Genomic DNA, 22,628 nt, shown 5'->3' with positions numbered 1-22,628 from the left:
TTAATATTACTAGTACATAGGAATATTACTGAGTATATTTACAGGAGGTTATTTTTTTTCTATTTCCAATAAATTTTAACATTATCTCCACTATTAAGTTTTTGATAATAATCGGCCTTTAAGTCATTAACTAAAAGCACCAAAGAACCTTTAGGTTTAGACAAATCGAAGTTTATATAATTAAATATATCTATAAATACAAATTCGTCTTTTTCATATTGAAAAATCTTTTCTTCCCCATTGATATATAATTTTATACTATTACCTTCAAAATTATCTTCTCCCATATCTATATTATTAAATGTTATAATATCATCATCTTTTATTGGAGTATCATTGCTTGCTAATTCATTGTTTTTATAGACATTTACACTATTTTTTATGTCCATATATTCCAATAATTCTTTTATATTAGTTATTTCAATAGTTTCTACACTATCTCCATCATTTAATTTTGTATTCTCATCTGCAATATCTCCATTTATTTTTATAGCCCTTATAGTCTTTATTTTCTTTCCATTAACAAATACCCTTTTATCAGTATTTATTATCCTTTTTATATTACATGAAGCATCTTCACCTACAGTAGCTTCTATAATTTTAATTACATCTTTATTTTTCAAACTACATTCTAAACTTTCAAGTTTATCATTAACATATATTTTAGCTGGCTCTCCTATTTCCCCCTTTATAATTTCTTTTTTTCCATTTATTGTAATTGCTAAGCCTTTTCCCCTTTTAGGAATTAATTTCCTCGGGTTAAATCCCATAAGTACTAGTGCATCGGATACCTTCATACTCTTTGAATTAAACAATTTAATCTTTTTATTGTTTACATTAACCTCCAAAAAATCTTCTTTTTTATTTTCTGCAGCTATTGATGCAATTCCTATTACAGTTATCGAATGGGGACCTATCATCTTATTTTCAAGACCCTCTACTCTATCTATTATATCTACATTTCTTACTACTACCCTTTCTTTAGGTAATTCTAATTCTTGGGCTATGTAGTCTGTAATTCTAGGCACTTGACTCCCTCCACCAATTAGAAACACCGCACTGGGAGGTCTCTGATTATTTTCTATTATTGCCTGAGATATGCTCTTAGCAAGGGATATTATAGCTTCTTCTATGCTATCCAATATATCTTTAGTATCCAATTCATGCTTTATTCCTACCACATCATAGAATACATGACTATCCTTTTGATTCAATTCCTTTTTTAATTTCTCAGCAGTATCATAATCAAGCAGATAAGTCCTCGCCAACTTTTCTGTTATCTCATCTCCTGCTACAGATGTCATACCGTAGGCTACTATAGCTCCATCCTTACTTATTGCTATATCTGATGTTCCTGCCCCTATATCTACTAAGGCTAAATTAAGGAGTCTCAAGTTCTTTTTTATAGCCACATTAATAGCAGCTATAGGCTCCAATGTAATATTTGAGATTTCTAATTCCAATCTATTCATAACTGTATAAAGGCTATCTACTACCATATGAGGCAAAAATGTAGCTATTAAATCAACGCCTATTTTATTTCCCCTATGCCCCTTTAAACTATCCATAAAATTATCATCCAAATAATAATTCACTACAGTATGTCCTACACAATAATATTGTGCCTCATTTTGTTGCCTTTTTTCCTCTAACATCTTTTGAGCCTTTTGTATTCCTTCCATCTCTAAACTATCTACCAATCTATTATCTATTTCCATAGTAATATCTATTTCTCTATCCACTTTAACTCTATATGTCTTTAGTGCTCTTCCAGCAGCTGCTATGGCAACCCTTTCTAATTTTATTCCTAATTTATCTTCCAGTTTATGTTTAACCTTTTTAACTGCTAAAGAAACACCTTCAATATCATGAATTTGGCCATCATACATATATCTCTGTTCATGTTCAACTATTTCACTAGCCAATATCTTGAATCTATTATTTTCACATATAGCTACTATTCCCAATACCGTTTTAGTTCCTATATCAAGGGAAAAAATTAAATTCTCAGTGTCAATCTTTAAACCTTCATCATATCCCATTTTAAATCCCCTCCTAGATACTACAAAGATTTATAATACTCACAATAATTCGTTAAAGGACAATTATCACAATTGGGTTTTCTCGCTTTGCATACCCTTCTACCATGAAAAATTAGCCAATGATGGGCATCGGACCATTGAAATTTAGGTATATTTTCCATTAAATCTTTTTCTGTATCGTCCACATTATCACTATGGGCTAATCCGATTCTATTAGACACTCTAAAGACATGGGTATCTACAGCTATGGCATCTTCACCAAAGGCATTACTCAATACTACATTGGCCGTTTTCCTTCCAACCCCGGGTAATTCCATCAATTCTTTCCTAGTCTTAGGAACCTGAGAGTTATGTTCTTCTACTAGTATTTTACATGTTCCCAATATATTTTTACTCTTATTTCTATAGAAGCCACAACTTTTTATCAGTACTCCCAATTCTTCTTCAGTTAATTTCAAAAAATCCTCTGGAGTTTTATAAATTTTATATAATTCCCCAGTAATTTTATTCACTCTTACATCCGTACATTGAGCTGATAAAATAGTTGCTATCAATAGTTCAAAGGGATTTGAAAAATTCAATTCTGACTTTGCCTTAGGATATGTCTCTTCTAATATCTCCAACACTTGCTTTATATCCTGTTTATTTAACATACTTATCTACTCCTTTTATTCATAGTAGAATATTGAAATTAGGAAATATCTATATCATGATTAAAAATTTCCACTCTACTATCTCTTTCAATAAATTTCAATATATTAGATATTATGCTATTGGCATGCTTAGTGTCATTAGTAACACAAGCAAACCCTATAATTGTCCTTTGCCATTTATCATTGTTCCCTATTTCAGCAATGGATACATTATATCTTGACTGTATTTTACCTATGATACTTTTAATTACCTGTCTCTTATCCTTTAATGAAATAGCATCATATACCATAAGCTCTAATTCACAAGTACCAACAATCATTTTTTTACACCTCTTTATAGTATCTGTCTATTATTTCATATATTATTTTCCTATTGTATTATATCATATACACTGGTAAGTTTTAATGATATATAAAACAAGTTAGTAGTTATTAGTTTCATGATGAAATCCATAGGACTTCCCCGATCAACTAATCTACTAACTACTTACTTCTAACTGTATCTACACTCTTATGCATTTATCATTCAGTGAACTTCATCGGGTATATAGCCTTTAAATTGAGATTTGTATAGTTTAGCATATAAATTATCCTTCTCCAATAATTCTTTATGTGTACCCTTTTCTTGTATACCTTTATCTGTGAGCACTACAATATCATCTGCATTCTTTATAGTAGATAACCTATGGGCTATTACAATAGTAGTCCTTCCCTTTGATAACTGTTCCAACGCATTTTGTATCTTTATCTCTGTTTCATTGTCAAGGGCTGATGTTGCTTCGTCTAATATTAATATACTAGGATTTTTTAAAAACACCCTTGCTATAGATATCCTTTGTTTTTGGCCTCCTGACAACCTTACCCCTTTTTCACCAATATAAGTATCATAACCATCTGGTAATGTTTCTATAAACTCATGTATATTGGCATTTTTAGCAGCATTTATAACTTCTGCATCTGAAGCCTCTGGGTTTCCATACAATATATTTTCCTTCACTGTACCAGTAAACAAGAATACATCTTGTTGAACTAATCCAATATTTTTTCTTAAAGATTTTAACTTTATATCTTTTATATCTTTACCATCAATCAATATAGCGCCCGAATTAACATCATAAAATCTGGGAATCAAATGACATAAAGTAGTTTTACCTCCTCCAGAAGGACCTACTAAAGCCAATGTCTTTCCTTCATCCACCTTCAGATTTATATTTGAAAGAACCGTCTCATTTTCATCATATTGAAATGAAACATTCCTCATCTCTATATTCCCTCGAATATTTTTTAATTCTATTGCATCTTCTCTATCAATTATATCAGGCTCTATATTTAGTATTTCCACAAATCTTTCAAACCCTGTCATTCCCGATTGGAATTGTTGTGTAAATTGAGTTAATCTCCTTATGGGCTGTAAAAAAATATTCACGTATAATAAATATGCTACTAAGTCTTCCATAAATATTATCTTTTTATATACAAAATATCCTCCAACTCCTATAACCAATGCATTTAATAAGTTAGATAAAAAATTTATACCTGTAAAAAACTCCGCCATGGATTTAAATGCCCATTCCCTTGATTCTTTAAATTCTATATTCCCTATATCAAATTTATCCATTTCATATTCTTCATTTGTAAATGACTTAGCAACCCTTATTCCTGATATACTATTTTCCAATTGGGCATTTACATCTGCTACTTTTTTTCTTACAGTTCTAAATGCATTAATCATCTTTTTCCTCTTTATAAACGTAAAACATATCATTATAGGAATAAATGAAAATATTATAACGGTGAGTCTCCATTCAACATTTAATAATATCACAAATGATCCCATCAACATAACTACGGAAAGAAACAAGTCTTCAGGTCCATGATGTGCTAATTCTGATATCTCTCTAAGGTCATTTACTATCCTAGACATTATATGACCTGTTCTATTCTGATCAAAATAACTAAAGGATAGGGTCTGTAAATGAGAAAATAAATCTTTTCTCATATTATATTCCATTCTTGTCCCTACTACATGTCCCCAATAATCAACTATATAATTAAAAACTGCTCTTATAATATAGAGTACTATCAAAACTGATATCATTATATAAAAAGTTCCCATCTTGCCATTGGGAATAATATCCTTCATAAATGCCCTAGTTACCATTGGAAAAACTAAGTCTATGGCAGCAATTAAAAAGGCACATATTATATCCAGTATAAACAGCTTCATATGAGGCCTATAATAAGAAATAAATATTTTAAGCATATATATCACTCCTTCTCTTAGCTCTTATCATTATATTCCAAGAATTATATTCTTTACATATTGTATCAAAAAATGAAAATACATGCTATAATAGTTTAAGCAACAGAAAAATAGTCAATTTTTAGGAGGTTTGATTTTGAATATATTCTTAATACTTGTTACTACTTTTTTGATTCAATTTATTATATACCTTGAAATGAATTTTATAAACCCACTTATACCTTATATTTCTTCAATTTTTAATATAAATGAAAGCAGTGTAATATATTTAAATATAGGCTTTTCCATAGTGGGACTACTTGTACCTCTATTGGGGATATGGGCAGACAAATATAGTAAAAAAAGAATCTTAATTTTTTCAATGTTTTCTTTTTTATTAGGTACAATACTTTGTGCTATTGCAAAATTCCCATTGATATTTGCAATAGGTCGCACATTCATAGGATTAGGTAATTTTACACTAAATGCATCTGTCATATCTTATATAAGCGACTTTGTTCCCTACAGTAAAAGAGGAAAGGCATCTGGTTTTATAAGAATAGCATTTGCTTTAGCTATCTTATTAAGCCCCATATACGGAACAATAATGTCTAAATTTTCTGGTTTAAAAATTATATACTTTCCCTTATCTCTTTTATCCTTTATTATAATCATACTTTGCTTTATGCTTCCTGAAACCAACGGAAATAATTCTGCTGAAATTCAATCAGCTAATATAGAAGATTTTCAATCTATGATTAAAAATCCAATTACATTGAAATTTTTAGCAATTGAGTTTCTAATAGTCTCTTCACCTATATTGACATTAAACTATTTTTCCATATGGTTAAAAAGAACCTTTAGTTTAAATCAATCTGAAATAGGAGTTATGTATACATTTACTGCACTAGGTACTGTATTTGGAGTATTATTATATACAGCTATAAGTCATAAATTGAGCGATGTACTTTATTCAAAAATAAGTTTTATTATCATGACTGTTTCTCTTATATTTATACCATATATGGGTTCTCCATATACTGTTATACCTCTATCTTTTTTATTTGCCATGGGGCTTGACGGTGGTTGGACTGCATTTCAAACCATATGTTCTGAAGTATATCCAAATAATCGAACTACTTTTATGACCCTTATATTTTTTACAAACTCATTAACATTTATTATATTTACATCATTGGGACCTACTCTATTTGAAATTGGTGGTTACAGATTGGTAATGGGAATAGCTTCTTTAGAATGTCTAATCTCTCTATTTATATTTAGAAATGTATTCAATGATCCTACAGTAAGAAAAAGATTGAAGATATAAAATAGAAGTTAGTAGTTAATAACTACTAACTTCTATTTTATTCTTTTAAACTTTTAACTCTATCAATAAGGGACTCTCACCAAATTTTTATTACGGTTTGGTATGAATCCCTTAGTCCATCAACTACGAGCTATTAACTATTCTTATACCTTTGTCATTAGACTAAACCATCTAATGATTGTATCTTTATACTGCTCTTTTAGTTCTAGAATCTATACCATATTTTTTCTCATAATATCCTGAAAGTATATAATGCATAACTAACATTAACACTATTCCTATTGGAATTAAGATAATTGGTCCTAATCCTGCAAAGGAATATAATAAATACATTAAAAATGATATTACTGCTACTGATAATGCATAGGGGATTTGAGTAGACACATGATCTATATGGTCAGCCCCTGAAAATATAGATGCCAATACTGTTGTATCTGAAATAGGTGAACAGTGATCTCCAAATATAGCCCCTGAAAATACTACACCGGCCATTGAAACTGATAAATTTATATCTCCTGTCAATTTATAAGCCAATGGTATAGCTATTGGAGTAAGTATTGTCATAGTTCCCCAAGAGGTTCCAGTGGCAAAGGCTACAACCATACCTATTATAAATATAATACCAGGTAATATGGCAAATGGAGTGTTCTCTCCTATGGAATTAACTATAAAATCTGCCAATTGCATATCTCCAGTAACTCCACCTAATGACCATGCCATTACTAATATTACAGATGCCAAAAGCATTAATTTAAATCCATTTATAAGTGTATCCATAGCCTCTGACAAATTCATAATTTTAGTAGTTAATGCCATAATTATACCTGTGATAGACATTGCAAAAGCTCCCCATAACAGAGCTGTGGCTGGATCTGAAGCTCCTAGTATCTCCATTAAATTCCCTGCTCCCCTACCTGTCCACCAAAATCCAAACAATGTTACCACTACTAATACAATCAACGGTGCAAAGAATGTTATTATCATGGGTCTAGTCTTTATAGGTTCTCCTAATTCATATCCTACATCCATCATAGGTTTAGCTCCATCCCTTACTATCTTTCCTTCAGATATAGCTCTATGTTCAGCCTTGAGCATAGGGCCAAAATCTTTTCCTGTTATTACTACTATGCCTACAAATAATACTGCAAATATACAATATAGATTCAAAGGAACACTCCTTAAATATCCCTCAAATGCACTCATAGAAGTAATATTAGCTGTATCCATTCCCGATTTTACCATACCTATTTGAAATGCTATCCAATCTGATATGAAAAAAGTAGCAACAGGTGCAGCAGTTGAATCTAATATATAAGATAATTTTTCAGTGGAAATCTTTTGCTCTTCACTTATATCTCTAAAGACATTTCCCACAATAGCTGCATTTACATAATCATTAAAAAACACTATTATTCCCAATAGCCATGCTCCTACCCCTGCTGACTTTCTACTCTTTATTTTATCCCTTGCCCATACTGTCAATGCTTCACTACCACCCAATTTCCATATAAATGCCACACCTGAACCCATGATTAAATTAAATAACAATAACCTTGCATTATAATCATCAGTCATAGACGTAACAATTTTATCTAGTGAATAAACTACTCCTCCAAAGGGATTGCCTCCAGAAATTATAATTCCACCAGTAAATATACCAAGGAATAAAGAAACCAACACCCGTTTAGTAACAAAAGCTAATATTATAGCTATCAAAGGTGGTAATACTGCTAAAACACCATATCCGCCTTCCATTATCAATTCCCCCTTATTTTTGTGATAATGTTTTCCTTAGTTTTACATTAACTTTTACGTCATAATTTATTCCCCCTTCAACATTAAATGAAATGCAATTTTTTTGCCAATTTTCATTTAATTTATTTATATGTTTATTTTTTACATTAAATGCTTCATTTTCCCTTCATTTCGAATATTGGTATTTTTAATAATATTTTAAATATTTGGATTATATTGAAAAGTTTTCTTTCTCTTTTGCGCAAATTTTTTTTCTAATTGATTTTAAATGTATGGTCTTTCATCTGCATATCTATCTTATAAGTTAAGTAATATGTGTTTATATAAAAAAAAGTAGTTACACCTGTATCATTTAGTAATAAACTAAAAAACATTATTACAAAAAAACTAATATCTATATATGACAGATTTATATGTTGTTTATAACTCTTTCTATATAAATTCAATATAAAAAATATATGTACTAAAAATGTTATACTCCAAGGAGGAACTATAATCATAAACAACACTTGTTTTGCTTTTATTATAACCATGTCTACTATTTCTTGAGACCCTATCTCTTTTATTCTCGATATAAATCTTCCCATATATCCAATATCATAAGATATATAATCTAAATATATATTTACAAAAACCAATATCCCCACCAATATAATTAAAAAAACAATACTTGATATCTTATTCCTTCTTTTAAATATAAACTTAGATATCACAAAAACAGTTGAAAAAATAGCTGTCAAATATCCCCCAAAATTAGCACCAAATCTAGAAGACAGTGCAATATAAATAATGGCAATATAACATATGATTATCATTTTAGAAAAAAATTTATTATCTATATATTTTTTTATATAAAATATAGTTATAATTGATGTCCCTAATAGTACACCTAAGATATCATTATTTAATCCATAAAATCTTCCCCCAGCCAATATATTGTTATAACCAATAAAAGATCTGTATAGCATCTCTATATTGAAAAATACACCATATAATATAATGAGATTTGTAAAAACAGATAATAAATCAAACATATTTCCTATAGATCTTCTGCTGTAAAATGACCAACCTATAGATACAAAAAAAACTGTACTTAAATATATATATATATCAAGGTTTTTGATAATAATTCCCATAACCAAAGAAATAAATATAGCCATTTGACATGTATTCACCAAAAAAACATCTATATATTTGTATCCATTATTCAATAGATATCTTACTATAACAGTGCTTTGAATAAATACAAATACTCCATATATTATATATTTTATAATATTCATACCTACACTATTTAAAAATATACTTTCCCATCTATTAGGATTTCCTTTTATTGTATATATTGGACTTCCTCTAGTTATATTAGTAGTAGATATGCCCATATTTTTAATAATTGTTGGAAATAAATCCAGTATAGATATTATACCTATCCTTTTAGTAGAATCGCTAGTAAGTATCCCCCCTTCTTTATGTTTATCTATATATAATACAGGTACTATAGTCTTGTTAAATCTCACTCTAAATTTCTGTGGTACTCCTTGGGATATTATCAGAATATTGGCTCTTCTATTATATATAGATAAAATATCTTTAAATACTTCTTTTCTTTCTTCAATATTATCAATATCAAGGTCTACAATTAATAAATCTCCATCATGAAAAAAATTATCTATTTTCTCTATTAACCATTCTTTTCTATATATTATATCCAAACCTTCCTTTTCTTCCATTGATATATAATCTTTATCTATCAATATTGAGGATTTACCCTTACCTATATATTTCAATTTCTTATGATTTGCATTACATATTTTAGACAATGTCAGTATATTATCTAGCTGCCTCTTTGCTTTTATTTTCTCCCCTGAAGCTATAGTCATGAAATATGAATCTAAATCTATATCTTTAAAATAGTTTTCTATACAAGCATTCATTAAACCTATGGAACAATTATAGTCTACAATTAATTCATTTATAATTTCATAATCAATATTGTCCAATACCAGCAACATATTTTTATCATTATTTGCAGCATAAGATTTATTTTTAAAACAAATTATTATAATAACTATTAATATGATTTTTTTAAGCAATTTTCAAATCCCACTTTCCCTATGAGCTAATAACTAGAACATGACTTAATATAGTAAAAAGTCCCACTATAAATGAGAAAATACCTATTATTAATTTAACTTCATAATAATTATCCTTCTCAAAGGTTCTTTTAATAATTTTTTTATTTAATAAAGTATTCTTATAATCATAAATATCATTAGTTGCCATAAAAAATCCCCAAAAAATAAAAAATATCCCTTTAATCATCATAAAAACCCCTCCATAAATATTCTGGTCAATTATATTGACTAATATTCTGGAGGGGAATAAAATCCTTAATATATCTCACATATATAGTTAAATTTACAATATTTGCACCCATAACTCCTTTTGTGATAGTCTTTTATATCTCTATGGGTAGTTACAAATTCTATAAATTGTTTTATATTATTTAAATTTTCTTCTATTTTATTATTTGAAATATCAATATTTATTTTTTCTCCTGTCTCCAATAATAATATACTGGCACTATCCACTACAATATTAGAGATATCTTGGAATGCCTTGGCATATAGCCTCAACTGTGGACCATATTGTTTTCTCAATTTACTTTTGGTATTTCTTACACTATTGGTCTTATAGTCTATTATCTCTGCCCTCCCATCCTTTATATTTATTCTATCTATTATTCCATAAATATTTTTCCCAAATATATTATAATAAAATTCCTTTTCTTTGTAACATATATCAAAATCTTCATGATAATAATATATATAATTCTTTATATATACCATTATTTCATCTATATATGCTTTATCTAAAGGCAATCCATACTTATATAATTCTTCTTCTATCATATGCCGTGCATCCATTCCATCAATATATCTTTCACAGATATTATGTACTATAGTTCCTCTAGTAGCACTATCTATCAGTATACTACTTTTCTTTTTTTCAATATAATAATCATTTGCAATAGGAATTCCCTTATAATATGTCATATAGAAATATCTGTTACAATAATTAAATACCATATATTGAGTTATAGTAAATCTATTGAAATTTTTATTATTATTATAATTATCATATTCCATTAATTCTATAGATTTTTTATTTGAATTATCAAGCATTATCTTTTTAGGTATATGCACTGTAGTAAAATCAGTTGTATTTTCCAATTCAATATCTGCTGTAAATTTGCACTTATCCTTAGGAATATTATTTCCTATTATTCCCTTAAAGCTATATTTAAATTTATCTATAGGCTGTAAACCCATAATAAGCCTTTTTTCTGCCCTTGTCATCGCCACATATAATACTCTCTTATTTTCTTCTATATCATTTCTTTTTTGTACTTCATTTAATTTAGCATATATAGGTGATATATCTTTATCCAATTTTCCTAAATCATTTGGGTGCTTTATTCCTATTCCAAAATTTTCATTGAAAAGTATGGGCCCATTTATCAAATTAAATCTTTTTGCCATTTGAGGAATAAATACAACTGGAAATTCTAATCCCTTCGACCTATGTATTGTCATTATCTTTACAATATTATCTGTCTCTGACTGAAGTTGTTCCTGCTCTTGAATGGCCCCATTGGATATCAAATTATCTATATAATCAATAAATTCATTTATTGTGCCATTGTTCTCCTTTTCATATCTTTCTGCCAAATCTATAAATGAATATATATTTGCTATCGATTGTTTTCCTTCCTTTTTCAACAATAAAATCTCCATATAATTAGTCAAATCAAGAATTTTATTGATTAATTCCTTTAATGTCATGACATATTTAAAACCATTGAGACTATCTATAATCTCATATGCCTTTTTTAACATCTCTTTCTGTTCTACCTTCAATTCTTCAATTTCTGTATCCATAGACTGTATAATATAGTCATCTGTGTATTTTCTAAGATAATATAGGGTTTCATCAGAAATACCAAATAAAGGACTCCTCAACACTCCCAGCAAAGATAAGTCATCATATTTATTGTTTATAGTCTTTAAACAATTGATGATGTCTATTATCTCTTGTCTTTTTAATAAATCATTTCCTACAAGGGTGTAATACGGAATTTCATATTTGTGTAAATATTTTTCATATATATCTATATCTGAAGAAGACCTAAAAAGTATGGCAATATCGTCATAATTATAGCCTTCTTTTATCAATTTTCTTATTCTTTTAGCAATTAAACTTGCCTCAAATCTTTTTTGATAATCTCCTTCAGATTGTCCCTCAAATACTTTTAAATCCTCGTTTGTAAGAAATTCCACATCTATACTATTTGCAGATCTACTATTATATCTTAGTGGAGTATATTTGTTAGACATTATATTTTGAAAAATATCATTTATAAAATCCATGACAGTATCTACTGTTCTAAAGTTATCTTTTAAAACTATTGTTTCATTTCCATACAATTTATTTATATCTTCCATAACTTTATAAAATACATCTACATTAGCCCCTCTAAATCCGTATATGGATTGCTTAGGGTCTCCAACTACGAAAAGATTTTTCCTATCTAGAGGCTTTAACTTACTACATAATTTATATATTATATTCTTTTGTAATTCATCAGTATCTTGAAACTCATCAACCATTACATACCTAAATCTATTGTGGTATCTAGCTAATATATCATCATCTTCAAAAAGTTCCAAAACCTTTATCTGCAAATCTTCATAATCTAATAGCCCTAATATTCTTTTCTGATTGCTATACTCTATATCTAATTCTATCAATATGTCTAACAGTATTTCATAAATCTTTTTATAATATTTCTCTCTAATCATAATTACATTATTTACTGATTGACTTAATTCATCTACAATATCTTGATATTTCTTCATTTTGCCAATATAATCAGACAGATATATTATTTCATCAATCAGATTGACATCAATATTGGATATATCTCTACTTCTAAATCTTTCCCATACAATATCATCTTCTAATTTTTTATATTTTGATCTCTTTGAGCCCTTTTCTATTAAAAACGAAAAATTTTTTCTTATCTTGTTTATTTCACTGATATCAACGGTTAAGCCTTCAATATTTTTTAACGTTATATCTTTAATCTGTATAAATTTCTTGCCTGTAGTTCTAATCTTTTTATATATAGATACAATATTTTCTATAATACTTAGGGTGTAGATGGAGCCATCTAATGAATCGGGGGTAAAATACTCTATAAAATCATATATTTCACATCCCTTTTTAATTCCATTATTAATTATTTTTTTAGTTATATTTGATAATAATTCTGTAGATTCATGTTCATCAAGCAGATTAAATCTAGATGGCACATTACTTTCTATGGGATTTTCTTTTAATATCTCAGTACAAAAGCTATGTATTGTAGAAATATTTGCCCTATCCAAATCATTATACAGCCTATTCCACTTTATATCTTTATCCTTTAACATCTTAATAGAATTTCTTACCCGTTCCTTCATTTCTGCTGCAGCTTTATTTGTAAATGTTATGGCTACTATGGAATCAATTTCTTTATTTTCTCTAAGGCTACCCCTTTTCAATATATTTATATATCGTTCTACCAGAACTTTCGTTTTCCCAGAGCCTGCCCCAGCATTCACTGCCATATTTGTATCTATAGTATCTACTGCTATTTGCTGACTATCAGTTAATTTCATCTCCAGACTCCTTTCCATTTATTCTCTCTATATCATATCTACATACATTTTTATATGGACAAAACACTGTGCATTCCTTGGGATTAAGTCTAAAATCTCCTGTATAAATGCCCTTTAAATATTGATCAATATATCTTTTGGTTTCATAAAAAAGCATGTCCCATTCTTCTTTATCTAATCCCTTTTTAGATTTAAATCTATCCTTATATTTATCTCTTAAAATACTAGTATACATCTCTCCATCTTTTATCGTTATATATCCTCCACCAACCACATCTTTCCCTAAACTTTGTTGATACAGTATATATATGGGAGTCTGAAGAGATATGCCCTTTAACATATCATTAATACCCTTTCCTTTGGAAGTTTTATAGTCATATATAATAACCTTTCCATCTAATTCGTCCACATCTATCCTATCTATTTTCCCTATAAAACTAGCTGTTCCATTTTCTAATTTTAAAACAAAATCATCATTATATCCAAATCCCAATTCAAACTCTCTAGGTATCATTTTGTATACTTTAAGTCTCTCCACATCTTTTTTAATTACATTTAATAGTATTTTTGACATATGATTTTTTCTTAAATCCCAGAGTCTCTTATCTCTAATTTTCATCATGCTATATATTTCACTATCTAAAATCTTCTTTAGTTCTTCTTTCGTTTTTTCTACATTTAAAATTCCATTGTTTATTATTATCTCTCTTAATTTCAAACTATTTTTTCTATAATATTGGGCTAAAACTCTATGATATATATCGCCCTTGTCCATAGGAGTAAAATCATCTATATCCTTTTCCAGTGGTTTTATCTGCAGTATGTATTCAAGTAAATATCTAAAGGGACATTTCCCATAGGTTTCCAACTGAGTTATACTCATTTTTTCTTGTGAAAATCTTTCATATATTTCATCCTTAATAGATTTCTCATCCATTACTCCATCATATTCGTTAAACCCTTTTTGATATCTTTTAAGTTCACAAGATAGTTTGTTTACTATATCATTAATGGTATCCACATACGCACTGGGAATATGCTTAAATATATCCCCCTTTCCATTTTTGTAGTAATTATATATGACACTTTTAATTAAATCACTAGTCGTAGTTACTGTATCTAGATCGTCCTTTATTATATAATCCTTATCTACATATAATATTTTAATCTTGTCTTCTATTTTCTCGCCTTTAAAAACATCTATAAATTGCTCCAAAAATGGAGACGATATAAGTGCTTTGCCACTGTTATCTTCGTTGCAATAACTAAAATACAACTTTTTTCTCGCCCTAGAAATAGCATTTGCAAATAAGAGTTTTTCTTTGTCCAATCTATCTTGATAACTCTTAAAATCTATTCCCATATTTTTAAATATTTCTATATCCTCATCTCTAAAAAACCAGCTCTTATTTATAACATTGGGATATTCCCCTTGTATCATTCCCATAATAAAAACTGTGCTAAATCTACTGCCCCTTGCAGTAGATGGCGTCAGTACATTCACACATCTTTCTGGCAAATTATTTAAATATATACTTTCATTTTCACATAATCTTTTAATTAGCCTGTATAAATCCTCCAATGCTATACCTTTCCCATATATGGGTTTACATATCTCTTTCACCTCATTAAGTATCTCTTTAAATCTACTTATAGCAGATAAATCTCTATGCAAAATAGAATAATCCTTAGTAGATTCATATAAAATTTTTATTCTATCTGTTATATCATAAAATTCTATAATTTCCATATATTTATCTATAATTTCATCTATAGGACCTACTTTTTCCATTTCTGATACTTTGTCAAATAACAACTCTAAAATGTATTCTAAATTAGATAAATCTTCCATGAAATTTTCTATTCTGTTTGGATTTTCACTATTGCCCTTAAGTAGTCTCAATCTATTCTTTTCTTTACCAATAGCATGAGTCACTTTATCTTTTGTACATCTCTCATCTAAATTTAGTATATGAAATACATATTCCATTTTATCCTTATCATTTCCATCACATACATCCATGTATCCTGACTTCAAGGCCTTTAATAATGTTATTTTATTATAATTAGTCAGTCTCAGTTCCAGTATATTTATCAACTCTTTTACCAAGGGAATGTCTATTAACATCTTTTCTTCCCTCAACGATATAGGTATATTTTCTTGATTAAATATGTCTATTACTAATTCTCTATACTTATTATCATTTCCCAATATTAATGCTATATTATCTAGGGAAATATCTTTGTTTTCTTTTTTTATTAATTCACATACCTTTTTTATTTCTAGTCTCCTTGTATCAGCCTTTATCAATTTTATATCTTCATTTTTTTTATACGAACTACTATTCAAGCCAAAGTCATCGTTACCAATTTTAGTAAAAAAGTCTTTATCTTCACCTTCAATATTTGTAATCTGAAATCCCATATTTCGAAGCTTCTCTATTATATTTATCACTGTATAGCTTTCTTCTTTAACCTTATAAGGTATATTCATATATATATCTATATCAGACAATGCCATAGCCTTCAATATCTCTAATTCTTGAGGTCTAAAATCAAAAAATTCATCAATTATTACAAACTCAAGATTATTAAATAGGGTATTAGAACTCTTTATTTCCTCTAATGCTTTAATAAAGACCTCTTCAGTATCTAGCATATTTTTCTCTGTAATAAATCTTTGATAGCAATCATATATCAATCCCATTTCTTTGAATTTATCCATATATGGTATCTTTTTATGGAATTCTTCGGGAGTAATCAGTGACCTTTTTATTGTTCCTAATATATAACTAATATCCTGTATAAACCCTTCTGATTCTATCTGTTTTTTATAATACTTCAACTTATCTTCTTTTTCTAATTTTTTTACAACTTTATATATAATAGTATCTTTAATAGGATCATCAATAAAGATATATTTTTTCCCATTGGCTATCATCTTTACTATATCGTCAAATGTTATAATATTTAAATCTAAAGTACCTTTAGTTGACTTCAAAAACATATTTCTATATTTATTCAACAGATTTCCACTGGGTAATATATAAAAAAACTTATCTCCTTTATTTTCTATTAAATATTTTTTAGCCTTTTCAATAATTTTTTCTTTATAGTTATTATTTAATGGACCGTAGTATACATCTTTAACAGACACAAGAATACCCCCAATTACTATTTCATATTTAAATCTATTGTATCAAAAAATCAAATTTTCATCTCATTTATGATTATAAAATAAAAAATAGAGTACGATTTTTTAAGATCGTACTCTATTTTTTACTATTCGTCCTTATTCAATTGATTGATTCTGTTTTCAACTTCCTCTAAACTTCTTTTAAGAATACCCTTCTCTTCTTCCAAAAAGCTTTTTTCTTCGTCACTAGATATACTTCTTATACCAGCACCAAATCCTCTTCTTCCAAAAAATCTCCTTCCACAACCTATTCTCCTAGAATCATAGGCATCTGTTCTACAATATCCTCTTCCCCATCCTGTCATTGGTCCTTGACCTACTGGACCTGTTCCATCCCTTCTTGGCATTATAATCATCTCCTTAATTATTGGCATATGCTCTTTATATTTATATTATAATAGAGTTATAGGCATATGTCAACAATCTTCCCTAAAAAAATAGACCCTTTTTTAAAGGGTCTTACTTATATTCCTCTATGTCTACACCGTCTACCACAAAATCTGCCAGTCTTTGGTTCATGACATGTGGTGTTTTCACTTCCACATTGGGGACATGAACTTTTTTCTTGTTCATATTTCCCCAAGTCTTCTACTCTATTTTCCCACTGATAACCGCATTTTTCACATACTAAAACACAAATGTTTCGCGTATAATTACCTCCCTTAATACTAATAGCCTTACCATTTATTAAGCTATCTGCCACCTTTTTCTTTGCGTCATTATATATCCTTTGAAATGTCTGTCTGGAAACCTTCATTTTTTCAGCACAAGATTCCTGATCCAATGCTTCTAAGTCTCGTAACCGTATGGCCTCTAATTCTTCCACCTTCAATACATTTTCTTCCAATTCACACGCAGGAATATTTGCAGGTTTAAAATATTTATATTGGGGGAGATTTTCTACCCTTCTCCATTTAACCGGTCTTGCCAAATTTCACACCTCCAATATTTTCTATGAATACTTTTCTATAATTTTTTGAGCAATAATTTCTATGGATACACATTGATCCATGCTTTTTTTTCTCAAGATTTTATAAGCATCATCTTCTTGAACTTTTAATCTATCCATGAGTATACCCTTAGCCCTGTCTACCTTTTTTCTACCTTCTAATTTATCTTCTAATCTTTTAACCTTTCTTTCTAAATCATCTATTTTTGAGGCACTCTCAATTGCAAATTCTACTATATGATATAATTCATTGGGATTAACAGGTTTAGTAATATATGCATATACCTTCATAGTTTTCATATGTTCAAATAAATCTACATTAGGATTATTGGTCATAAATACGACAGTAGAAAGATTTTCATCTTCTATTATATCTCCTACTTCAAAGGGATTCATACCCAGTAGATTGACATCTATTATAGCTAAGTCAATAGATGAAGTTCTAACTAATCTCAAAACACTTCCACCATCTGTGGCCTGATAAGTTTTTAATCCCCTCTGCATTAACAGATTACTTATATTTTTTCTGGACGATTGATTACTATCTGCAACCACTACACTATATTGCCTCATAAAACCACCCCAACAAGTTTATATATTAAGACAAAATCTGTAAATTTCAACTCCCTCAATAATACTTATATATATATTATACTATAATATTATAAAAAAATAAAAACGGCAAAATTTTGCCGTTTTTATTTTTCATATAAACTAAAATTTTCTTAAATATCGATCCAATTCCCATTGGCTTATGAACTTAGAGTATTCACTCCATTCTAGCAATACTGCATCTCTAAATCTATTATATACATGGTCTCCTAGACCATCTTTTATAACTGCATCCTTTTCCAATTCTTTTAATGCATCATATAAGTTTAAAGGTAAGTTCTCTATACCTTTTTCTAACAATTCCTCATCATCCATGATATATACATTACTCATAACAGGAGTTGGTGGCTCTATTTTATTTTTTATACCATCAAGTCCTGCCTTTAATGTAGCTGCTAAAGCAAGGTATGGATTGGCTGATGGATCTGGACTTCTAAGTTCTAATCTAGTAGAATTCCCCTTCTTTGAAGGCACTCTAACCAACGGACTTCTGTTATTAGCTGACCAAGCTATCAATATAGGTGCTTCATATCCTGGTACAAGTCTTTTATATGAATTAATAGTTGGATTAGTTATAGCAGTATATCCTTTGGCATGCTTTATAATTCCTCCTAAATAGTAATATGCTGTTTCTGATAATTGCATATCATTACTTGGATCATAAAATGCATTTTGACCATCTAATGTAGCCAATGACATATTTATATGCATTCCTGAACCACTTATTCCAAATTTAGGTTTAGGCATAAATGTGGCATGCAAACCATGTCTTTGAGCAATTATCCTTACAGCCATTTTAAATGTCATTATATTATCGGCTGTAGTTAATGCATTATCATATTCAAAATCTATTTCATGTTGTCCTGGTGCCACTTCATGATGTGAAGCCTCTATCTTGAATCCCATTTTTTTCAATGCTGTTATCATATCTTTTCTGGCATTTCCACCTAAATCTACAGGTGCTAAATCAAAATACGCTGCATTGTCATGGGTATCCAGTGATGGTTCTCCTTTTTCGTTTGTATTAAATAGAAAAAATTCACACTCAGGACCTACATTCATAGTAAAGCCCATTTCCTCTGCTTCTTTTAGTACATTCTTCAACACATTTCTGGGACATCCACAAAATGGCTTACCATCAGATTTATACACATCACATATAATTCTGGCCTCTTTTTGATTAGGAGAACCCCAAGGAAATATTTCAAAGGTATTAGGGTCTGGATACAAATACATATCAGATTCTTCTATTCTTACAAACCCATCAATGGATGAACCATCAAACATGATTTCATTGTTCAATGCCTTATCCAATTGCTCAATAGTTATAGATACATTTTTCATTACTCCCATAATGTCTGTAAATTGTAAATGAATAAATTCCACATTTTCTTCTTTAGCAATTCTTCTAATGTCATTTTTAGTATAATTTTTTCCCATAAGAGCTACCTCCCATATTTTTATTAAAATGATTAATTATGCACTGTTTCTACAAAAATAAAAAATAGCGTCCATAATATAGGGACTAATCCCTGTATTATTGGACGCCTTTGCCCAATTCAAATTTAGTTATAAAAAAATCACTTTTTTATTATATAACTATTTTTATATATATGCAAGGCGTTTCTATAAATTAATTTGAAATTTACACTACTTTTTTATTACAATATACTAGAGATATAATAAAATTAGGAGAATATATATGAAAAATAATCTATTTGATATTGTTAGAAAAAATCAAAATATAAGATTCAATACTACTCAAGAATCTGCTATAAATCATGTTTCTGGTCCAGCTTTAGTACTTGCTGTACCAGGGTCAGGAAAGACAACACTCTTAGTCTGTAGAACAGCAAATTTAATTATCAATAAAGGGGTCTCACCAAATAATATTCTATCTCTCACTTTCAGCAAAGCCTCTGAAAGAGATATGAAAAAGAGATTCAATGGACTCTTTGGAGATACTATAAATACAAAGTTTTCAACTATCCATAGTTTTTCTTATGGTGTAATCAATCAGTATTGTAGGATTAAAAAAATAAAATATACATTGTTAGAATCAAAAAAAGCATCAATGAACAAATATAATATTCTAAGGCAGATATACGAAAGGACAAACAGTTCTACAATAAATGAAGATAAATTAGAGGAACTAATAAATACTATAGGATATGTAAAAAATATGATGTATAATATAGGTGATTTTAGAGAATTCAATGATTTTGGCATAAAAAACTTCTCAATAATATTTAAAAAATATGAAGAATATAAAAAGATAAATAATTACATTGACTTTGATGACATGCTGACTATGACTTATTACATTTTAAAATCTAATGCCAATATACTAAACACATATCAGTCAAGATACAAGTATATACAATTAGATGAAGGTCAAGACACCTCAAAAATACAGTATGAAATTATAAAGCTATTGTCTAAATCTCATAATAATATATTCATAGTTGCAGATGATGATCAATCTATATATGGTTTTAGAGGTGCATACCCTGAAATTCTATTAAATTTTAAGGAACAATTTAAATCTGGAAGAATATTTTTTATGGAAGAAAACTATCGTTCTTCTAAAAATATTGTGTCAGTATCCCATAAATTTATTCAAAATAACAAGATTAGATACGAAAAAAAACTTTTTACAAAAAATAAAATACATAAGCCCATTGAAATTATGAAGTTCAAAGATGAATTTCAACAATTAGAACAATTGATAAAAAAATTAAAATCACTGAGTAATTACTCTGATACAGCTATACTGTATAGGAACAATATTTCATCTATTGCGCTTTCAAAGGCATTATTAGAAAATAATATACCTTTTTCAGTAACCGATAATAAATTCAATTTTTTTAATCACTGGATTTTAAAAGATATATCTGCTTTTATAAAGTTATCCTTAGATAATACAGATATAGTATCATTGGAGAAAATTTACTATAAAATGAATGGCTATATTCCAAAATCAGCAATCAATTTTATCAAAAATTCAAATGAAAGTAGGTCTGTATTTGATAAACTGTTATTATATCCAGATTTTAAAAGCTTTCAATTAAAAAATATTAAAAGAATCAATAAAGAATTTAAAATACTATCAAAATTATCTCCACTAAAAGGATTGGAACACATATTATCTAGTTTAAATTACAATGACTATTTAAAAGACAATTGTAAAGCCTTTGGTCATTCCTATGACAATATAAAATCTATTCTATCTGCTTTAAAAATTATAGCATTTTACTCTTTAGGTTTGATAGATTTTTTAAACGAGATACCCAGATTGAGATATGATATGGCAAATACAGTTAAAAAACATGATTCTAATAAGTTAAGGATGTCTACTATACATTCATCTAAAGGATTAGAATTCAAGAGAGTATTCATAATAGATTTAATCGAAAATGAATTCCCATCATCTACTAGTATTTCTCAACATCTAAATGGAAATGGAGAACTCCTTGAAGAAGAAAGACGACTTTTTTATGTAGGTATGACTAGAGCTAAGGAAGAACTATATCTACTAACTATACAGTCTAAAAACAATGAACCTGTTAAACAATCTACTTTTATATCAGAGTTGGAAGATATAGATTCATATAATATGCCTGAACATGATATAGTAGAAGGTGATAATATAGCACATATAAAATTTGGACAAGGTACGATTAAAAAATTAAAAGGAGATACGGCAAGTATCTGCTTTGAAGGCAAAGGCATAAAAAATATATCGATGTCAATGGCTATTAAAAAAAATATACTTAAGAAGATATAAATTTAGTAGCTAGTATTCGGTAATGTAAAAAAATGTGTGCTTTTGTGAAAAAAATTACTCCTTTCTGGCAATAATTAGAATAATAATTAAACCAGAAAGGAGTTTTGTTATGAGTACATTACCAAAAGAAGTTTTAAGAGATATGATTAAAGGGGGAAATTTAAAAACATCAGATGATCTCCATTCATTCCTTAAAGAAATGTTTAAGGATGCTCTACAGGAAATGCTTGAGGCTGAGTTAGATATAGAACTAGGATATGACAAAGGAGATAAGAAAAACAAAAGAACTAATAACCGAAGAAATGGTCACACACAAAAGAATCTAAAAACAAAGTTTGG

16 protein-coding genes are annotated in these 22,628 nt (G+C 28.5%); 3 read left to right on the top strand and 13 right to left on the bottom strand.

Going from position 1 to position 22,628, the window contains the following annotated elements; all coding sequences use genetic code 11:
• Positions 1 to 59: 59 nt before the first annotated feature.
• From Q326_RS0107370 to Q326_RS0107355, 4 genes are all read right to left on the bottom strand, one after another.
• Positions 60 to 2,042, bottom strand: coding sequence for a cell division FtsA domain-containing protein (locus Q326_RS0107370; RefSeq protein WP_026894794.1), 1,983 nt, complete (start codon positions 2,040 to 2,042; stop codon positions 60 to 62).
• A 20-nt stretch (positions 2,043 to 2,062) separates the two neighbouring features.
• Complete coding sequence (nth, locus tag Q326_RS0107365) at positions 2,063 to 2,695, bottom strand: endonuclease III (RefSeq protein WP_026894793.1); 633 nt, start codon at positions 2,693 to 2,695, stop codon at positions 2,063 to 2,065.
• A gap of 38 nt (positions 2,696 to 2,733) precedes the next feature.
• A complete protein-coding gene (locus Q326_RS0107360; RefSeq protein ID WP_026894792.1) occupies positions 2,734 to 3,015 on the bottom strand; it encodes a DUF503 domain-containing protein in 282 nt (93 codons plus the stop codon).
• Positions 3,016 to 3,221: 206 nt separating this feature from the next.
• Positions 3,222 to 4,958 carry an ABC transporter ATP-binding protein gene (locus tag Q326_RS0107355; RefSeq protein ID WP_026894791.1) on the bottom strand — a complete coding sequence of 579 codons (1,737 nt, stop codon included), beginning with the start codon at positions 4,956 to 4,958 and terminating at the stop codon, positions 3,222 to 3,224.
• A 136-nt stretch (positions 4,959 to 5,094) separates the two neighbouring features.
• Here Q326_RS0107355 and Q326_RS0107350 point away from each other — a divergent pair, with 136 nt between their 5' ends.
• Entirely contained in the window at positions 5,095 to 6,267 is a 1,173-nt protein-coding gene (locus tag Q326_RS0107350; protein ID WP_026894790.1) for an MFS transporter, read from the top strand.
• Positions 6,268 to 6,453: 186 nt separating this feature from the next.
• Here Q326_RS0107350 and Q326_RS0107345 read toward each other — a convergent pair whose 3' ends face one another.
• The 9 genes from Q326_RS0107345 to glnA all read right to left on the bottom strand — a co-directional run bounded on the left by Q326_RS0107345 (position 6,454) and on the right by glnA (position 19,942).
• On the bottom strand, positions 6,454 to 8,022 hold the full coding sequence (locus Q326_RS0107345; protein WP_026894789.1) for a Na+/H+ antiporter NhaC family protein: 1,569 nt from the start codon (positions 8,020 to 8,022) through the stop codon (positions 6,454 to 6,456).
• 254 nt (positions 8,023 to 8,276) lie between these two features.
• Positions 8,277 to 10,115: a hypothetical protein gene (locus Q326_RS0107340; RefSeq protein ID WP_026894788.1), complete on the bottom strand. Its 1,839-nt coding sequence runs from the start codon at positions 10,113 to 10,115 to the stop codon at positions 8,277 to 8,279.
• 19 nt (positions 10,116 to 10,134) lie between these two features.
• Positions 10,135 to 10,347, bottom strand: a complete 213-nt coding sequence (locus tag Q326_RS0107335) for a hypothetical protein (protein WP_026894787.1) — start codon at positions 10,345 to 10,347, stop codon at positions 10,135 to 10,137.
• A 65-nt stretch (positions 10,348 to 10,412) separates the two neighbouring features.
• Entirely contained in the window at positions 10,413 to 13,745 is a 3,333-nt protein-coding gene (locus tag Q326_RS0107330; protein WP_026894786.1) for a UvrD-helicase domain-containing protein, read from the bottom strand.
• Positions 13,732 to 16,902 (bottom strand): PD-(D/E)XK nuclease family protein, encoded by a 3,171-nt coding sequence (locus tag Q326_RS0107325; protein WP_026894785.1) that lies wholly within the window; start codon positions 16,900 to 16,902, stop codon positions 13,732 to 13,734. Before Q326_RS0107325 ends, Q326_RS0107330 begins: the two co-directional genes overlap by 14 nt.
• A gap of 125 nt (positions 16,903 to 17,027) precedes the next feature.
• Complete coding sequence (locus Q326_RS16965; RefSeq protein ID WP_034601538.1) at positions 17,028 to 17,288, bottom strand: DUF5320 domain-containing protein; 261 nt, start codon at positions 17,286 to 17,288, stop codon at positions 17,028 to 17,030.
• 116 nt (positions 17,289 to 17,404) lie between these two features.
• Complete coding sequence (locus Q326_RS0107315) at positions 17,405 to 17,872, bottom strand: DUF134 domain-containing protein (RefSeq protein WP_026894784.1); 468 nt, start codon at positions 17,870 to 17,872, stop codon at positions 17,405 to 17,407.
• A gap of 21 nt (positions 17,873 to 17,893) precedes the next feature.
• The gene (locus tag Q326_RS0107310) at positions 17,894 to 18,463 is read right to left on the bottom strand and encodes an ANTAR domain-containing response regulator (RefSeq protein ID WP_026894783.1); all 570 of its coding nucleotides are present in this window, start codon (positions 18,461 to 18,463) and stop codon (positions 17,894 to 17,896) included.
• A 141-nt stretch (positions 18,464 to 18,604) separates the two neighbouring features.
• A complete protein-coding gene (gene glnA / locus Q326_RS0107305) occupies positions 18,605 to 19,942 on the bottom strand; it encodes a type I glutamate--ammonia ligase (RefSeq protein ID WP_026894782.1) in 1,338 nt (445 codons plus the stop codon).
• A 262-nt stretch (positions 19,943 to 20,204) separates the two neighbouring features.
• Between glnA and Q326_RS0107300 the strand changes: the two genes are divergently transcribed.
• Positions 20,205 to 22,289: an ATP-dependent helicase gene (locus Q326_RS0107300; RefSeq protein ID WP_051531293.1), complete on the top strand. Its 2,085-nt coding sequence runs from the start codon at positions 20,205 to 20,207 to the stop codon at positions 22,287 to 22,289.
• A gap of 109 nt (positions 22,290 to 22,398) precedes the next feature.
• The coding region (locus tag Q326_RS0107295; protein ID WP_026894780.1) for a transposase at positions 22,399 to 22,628 on the top strand (230 nt) is incomplete at its 3' end.

This window comes from Clostridiisalibacter paucivorans DSM 22131, assembly GCF_000620125.1.
GTDB classification, from domain to species: domain Bacteria; phylum Bacillota; class Clostridia; order Tissierellales; family Clostridiisalibacteraceae; genus Clostridiisalibacter; species Clostridiisalibacter paucivorans.
This window is presented reverse-complemented; position numbering and strand designations above follow the sequence as displayed.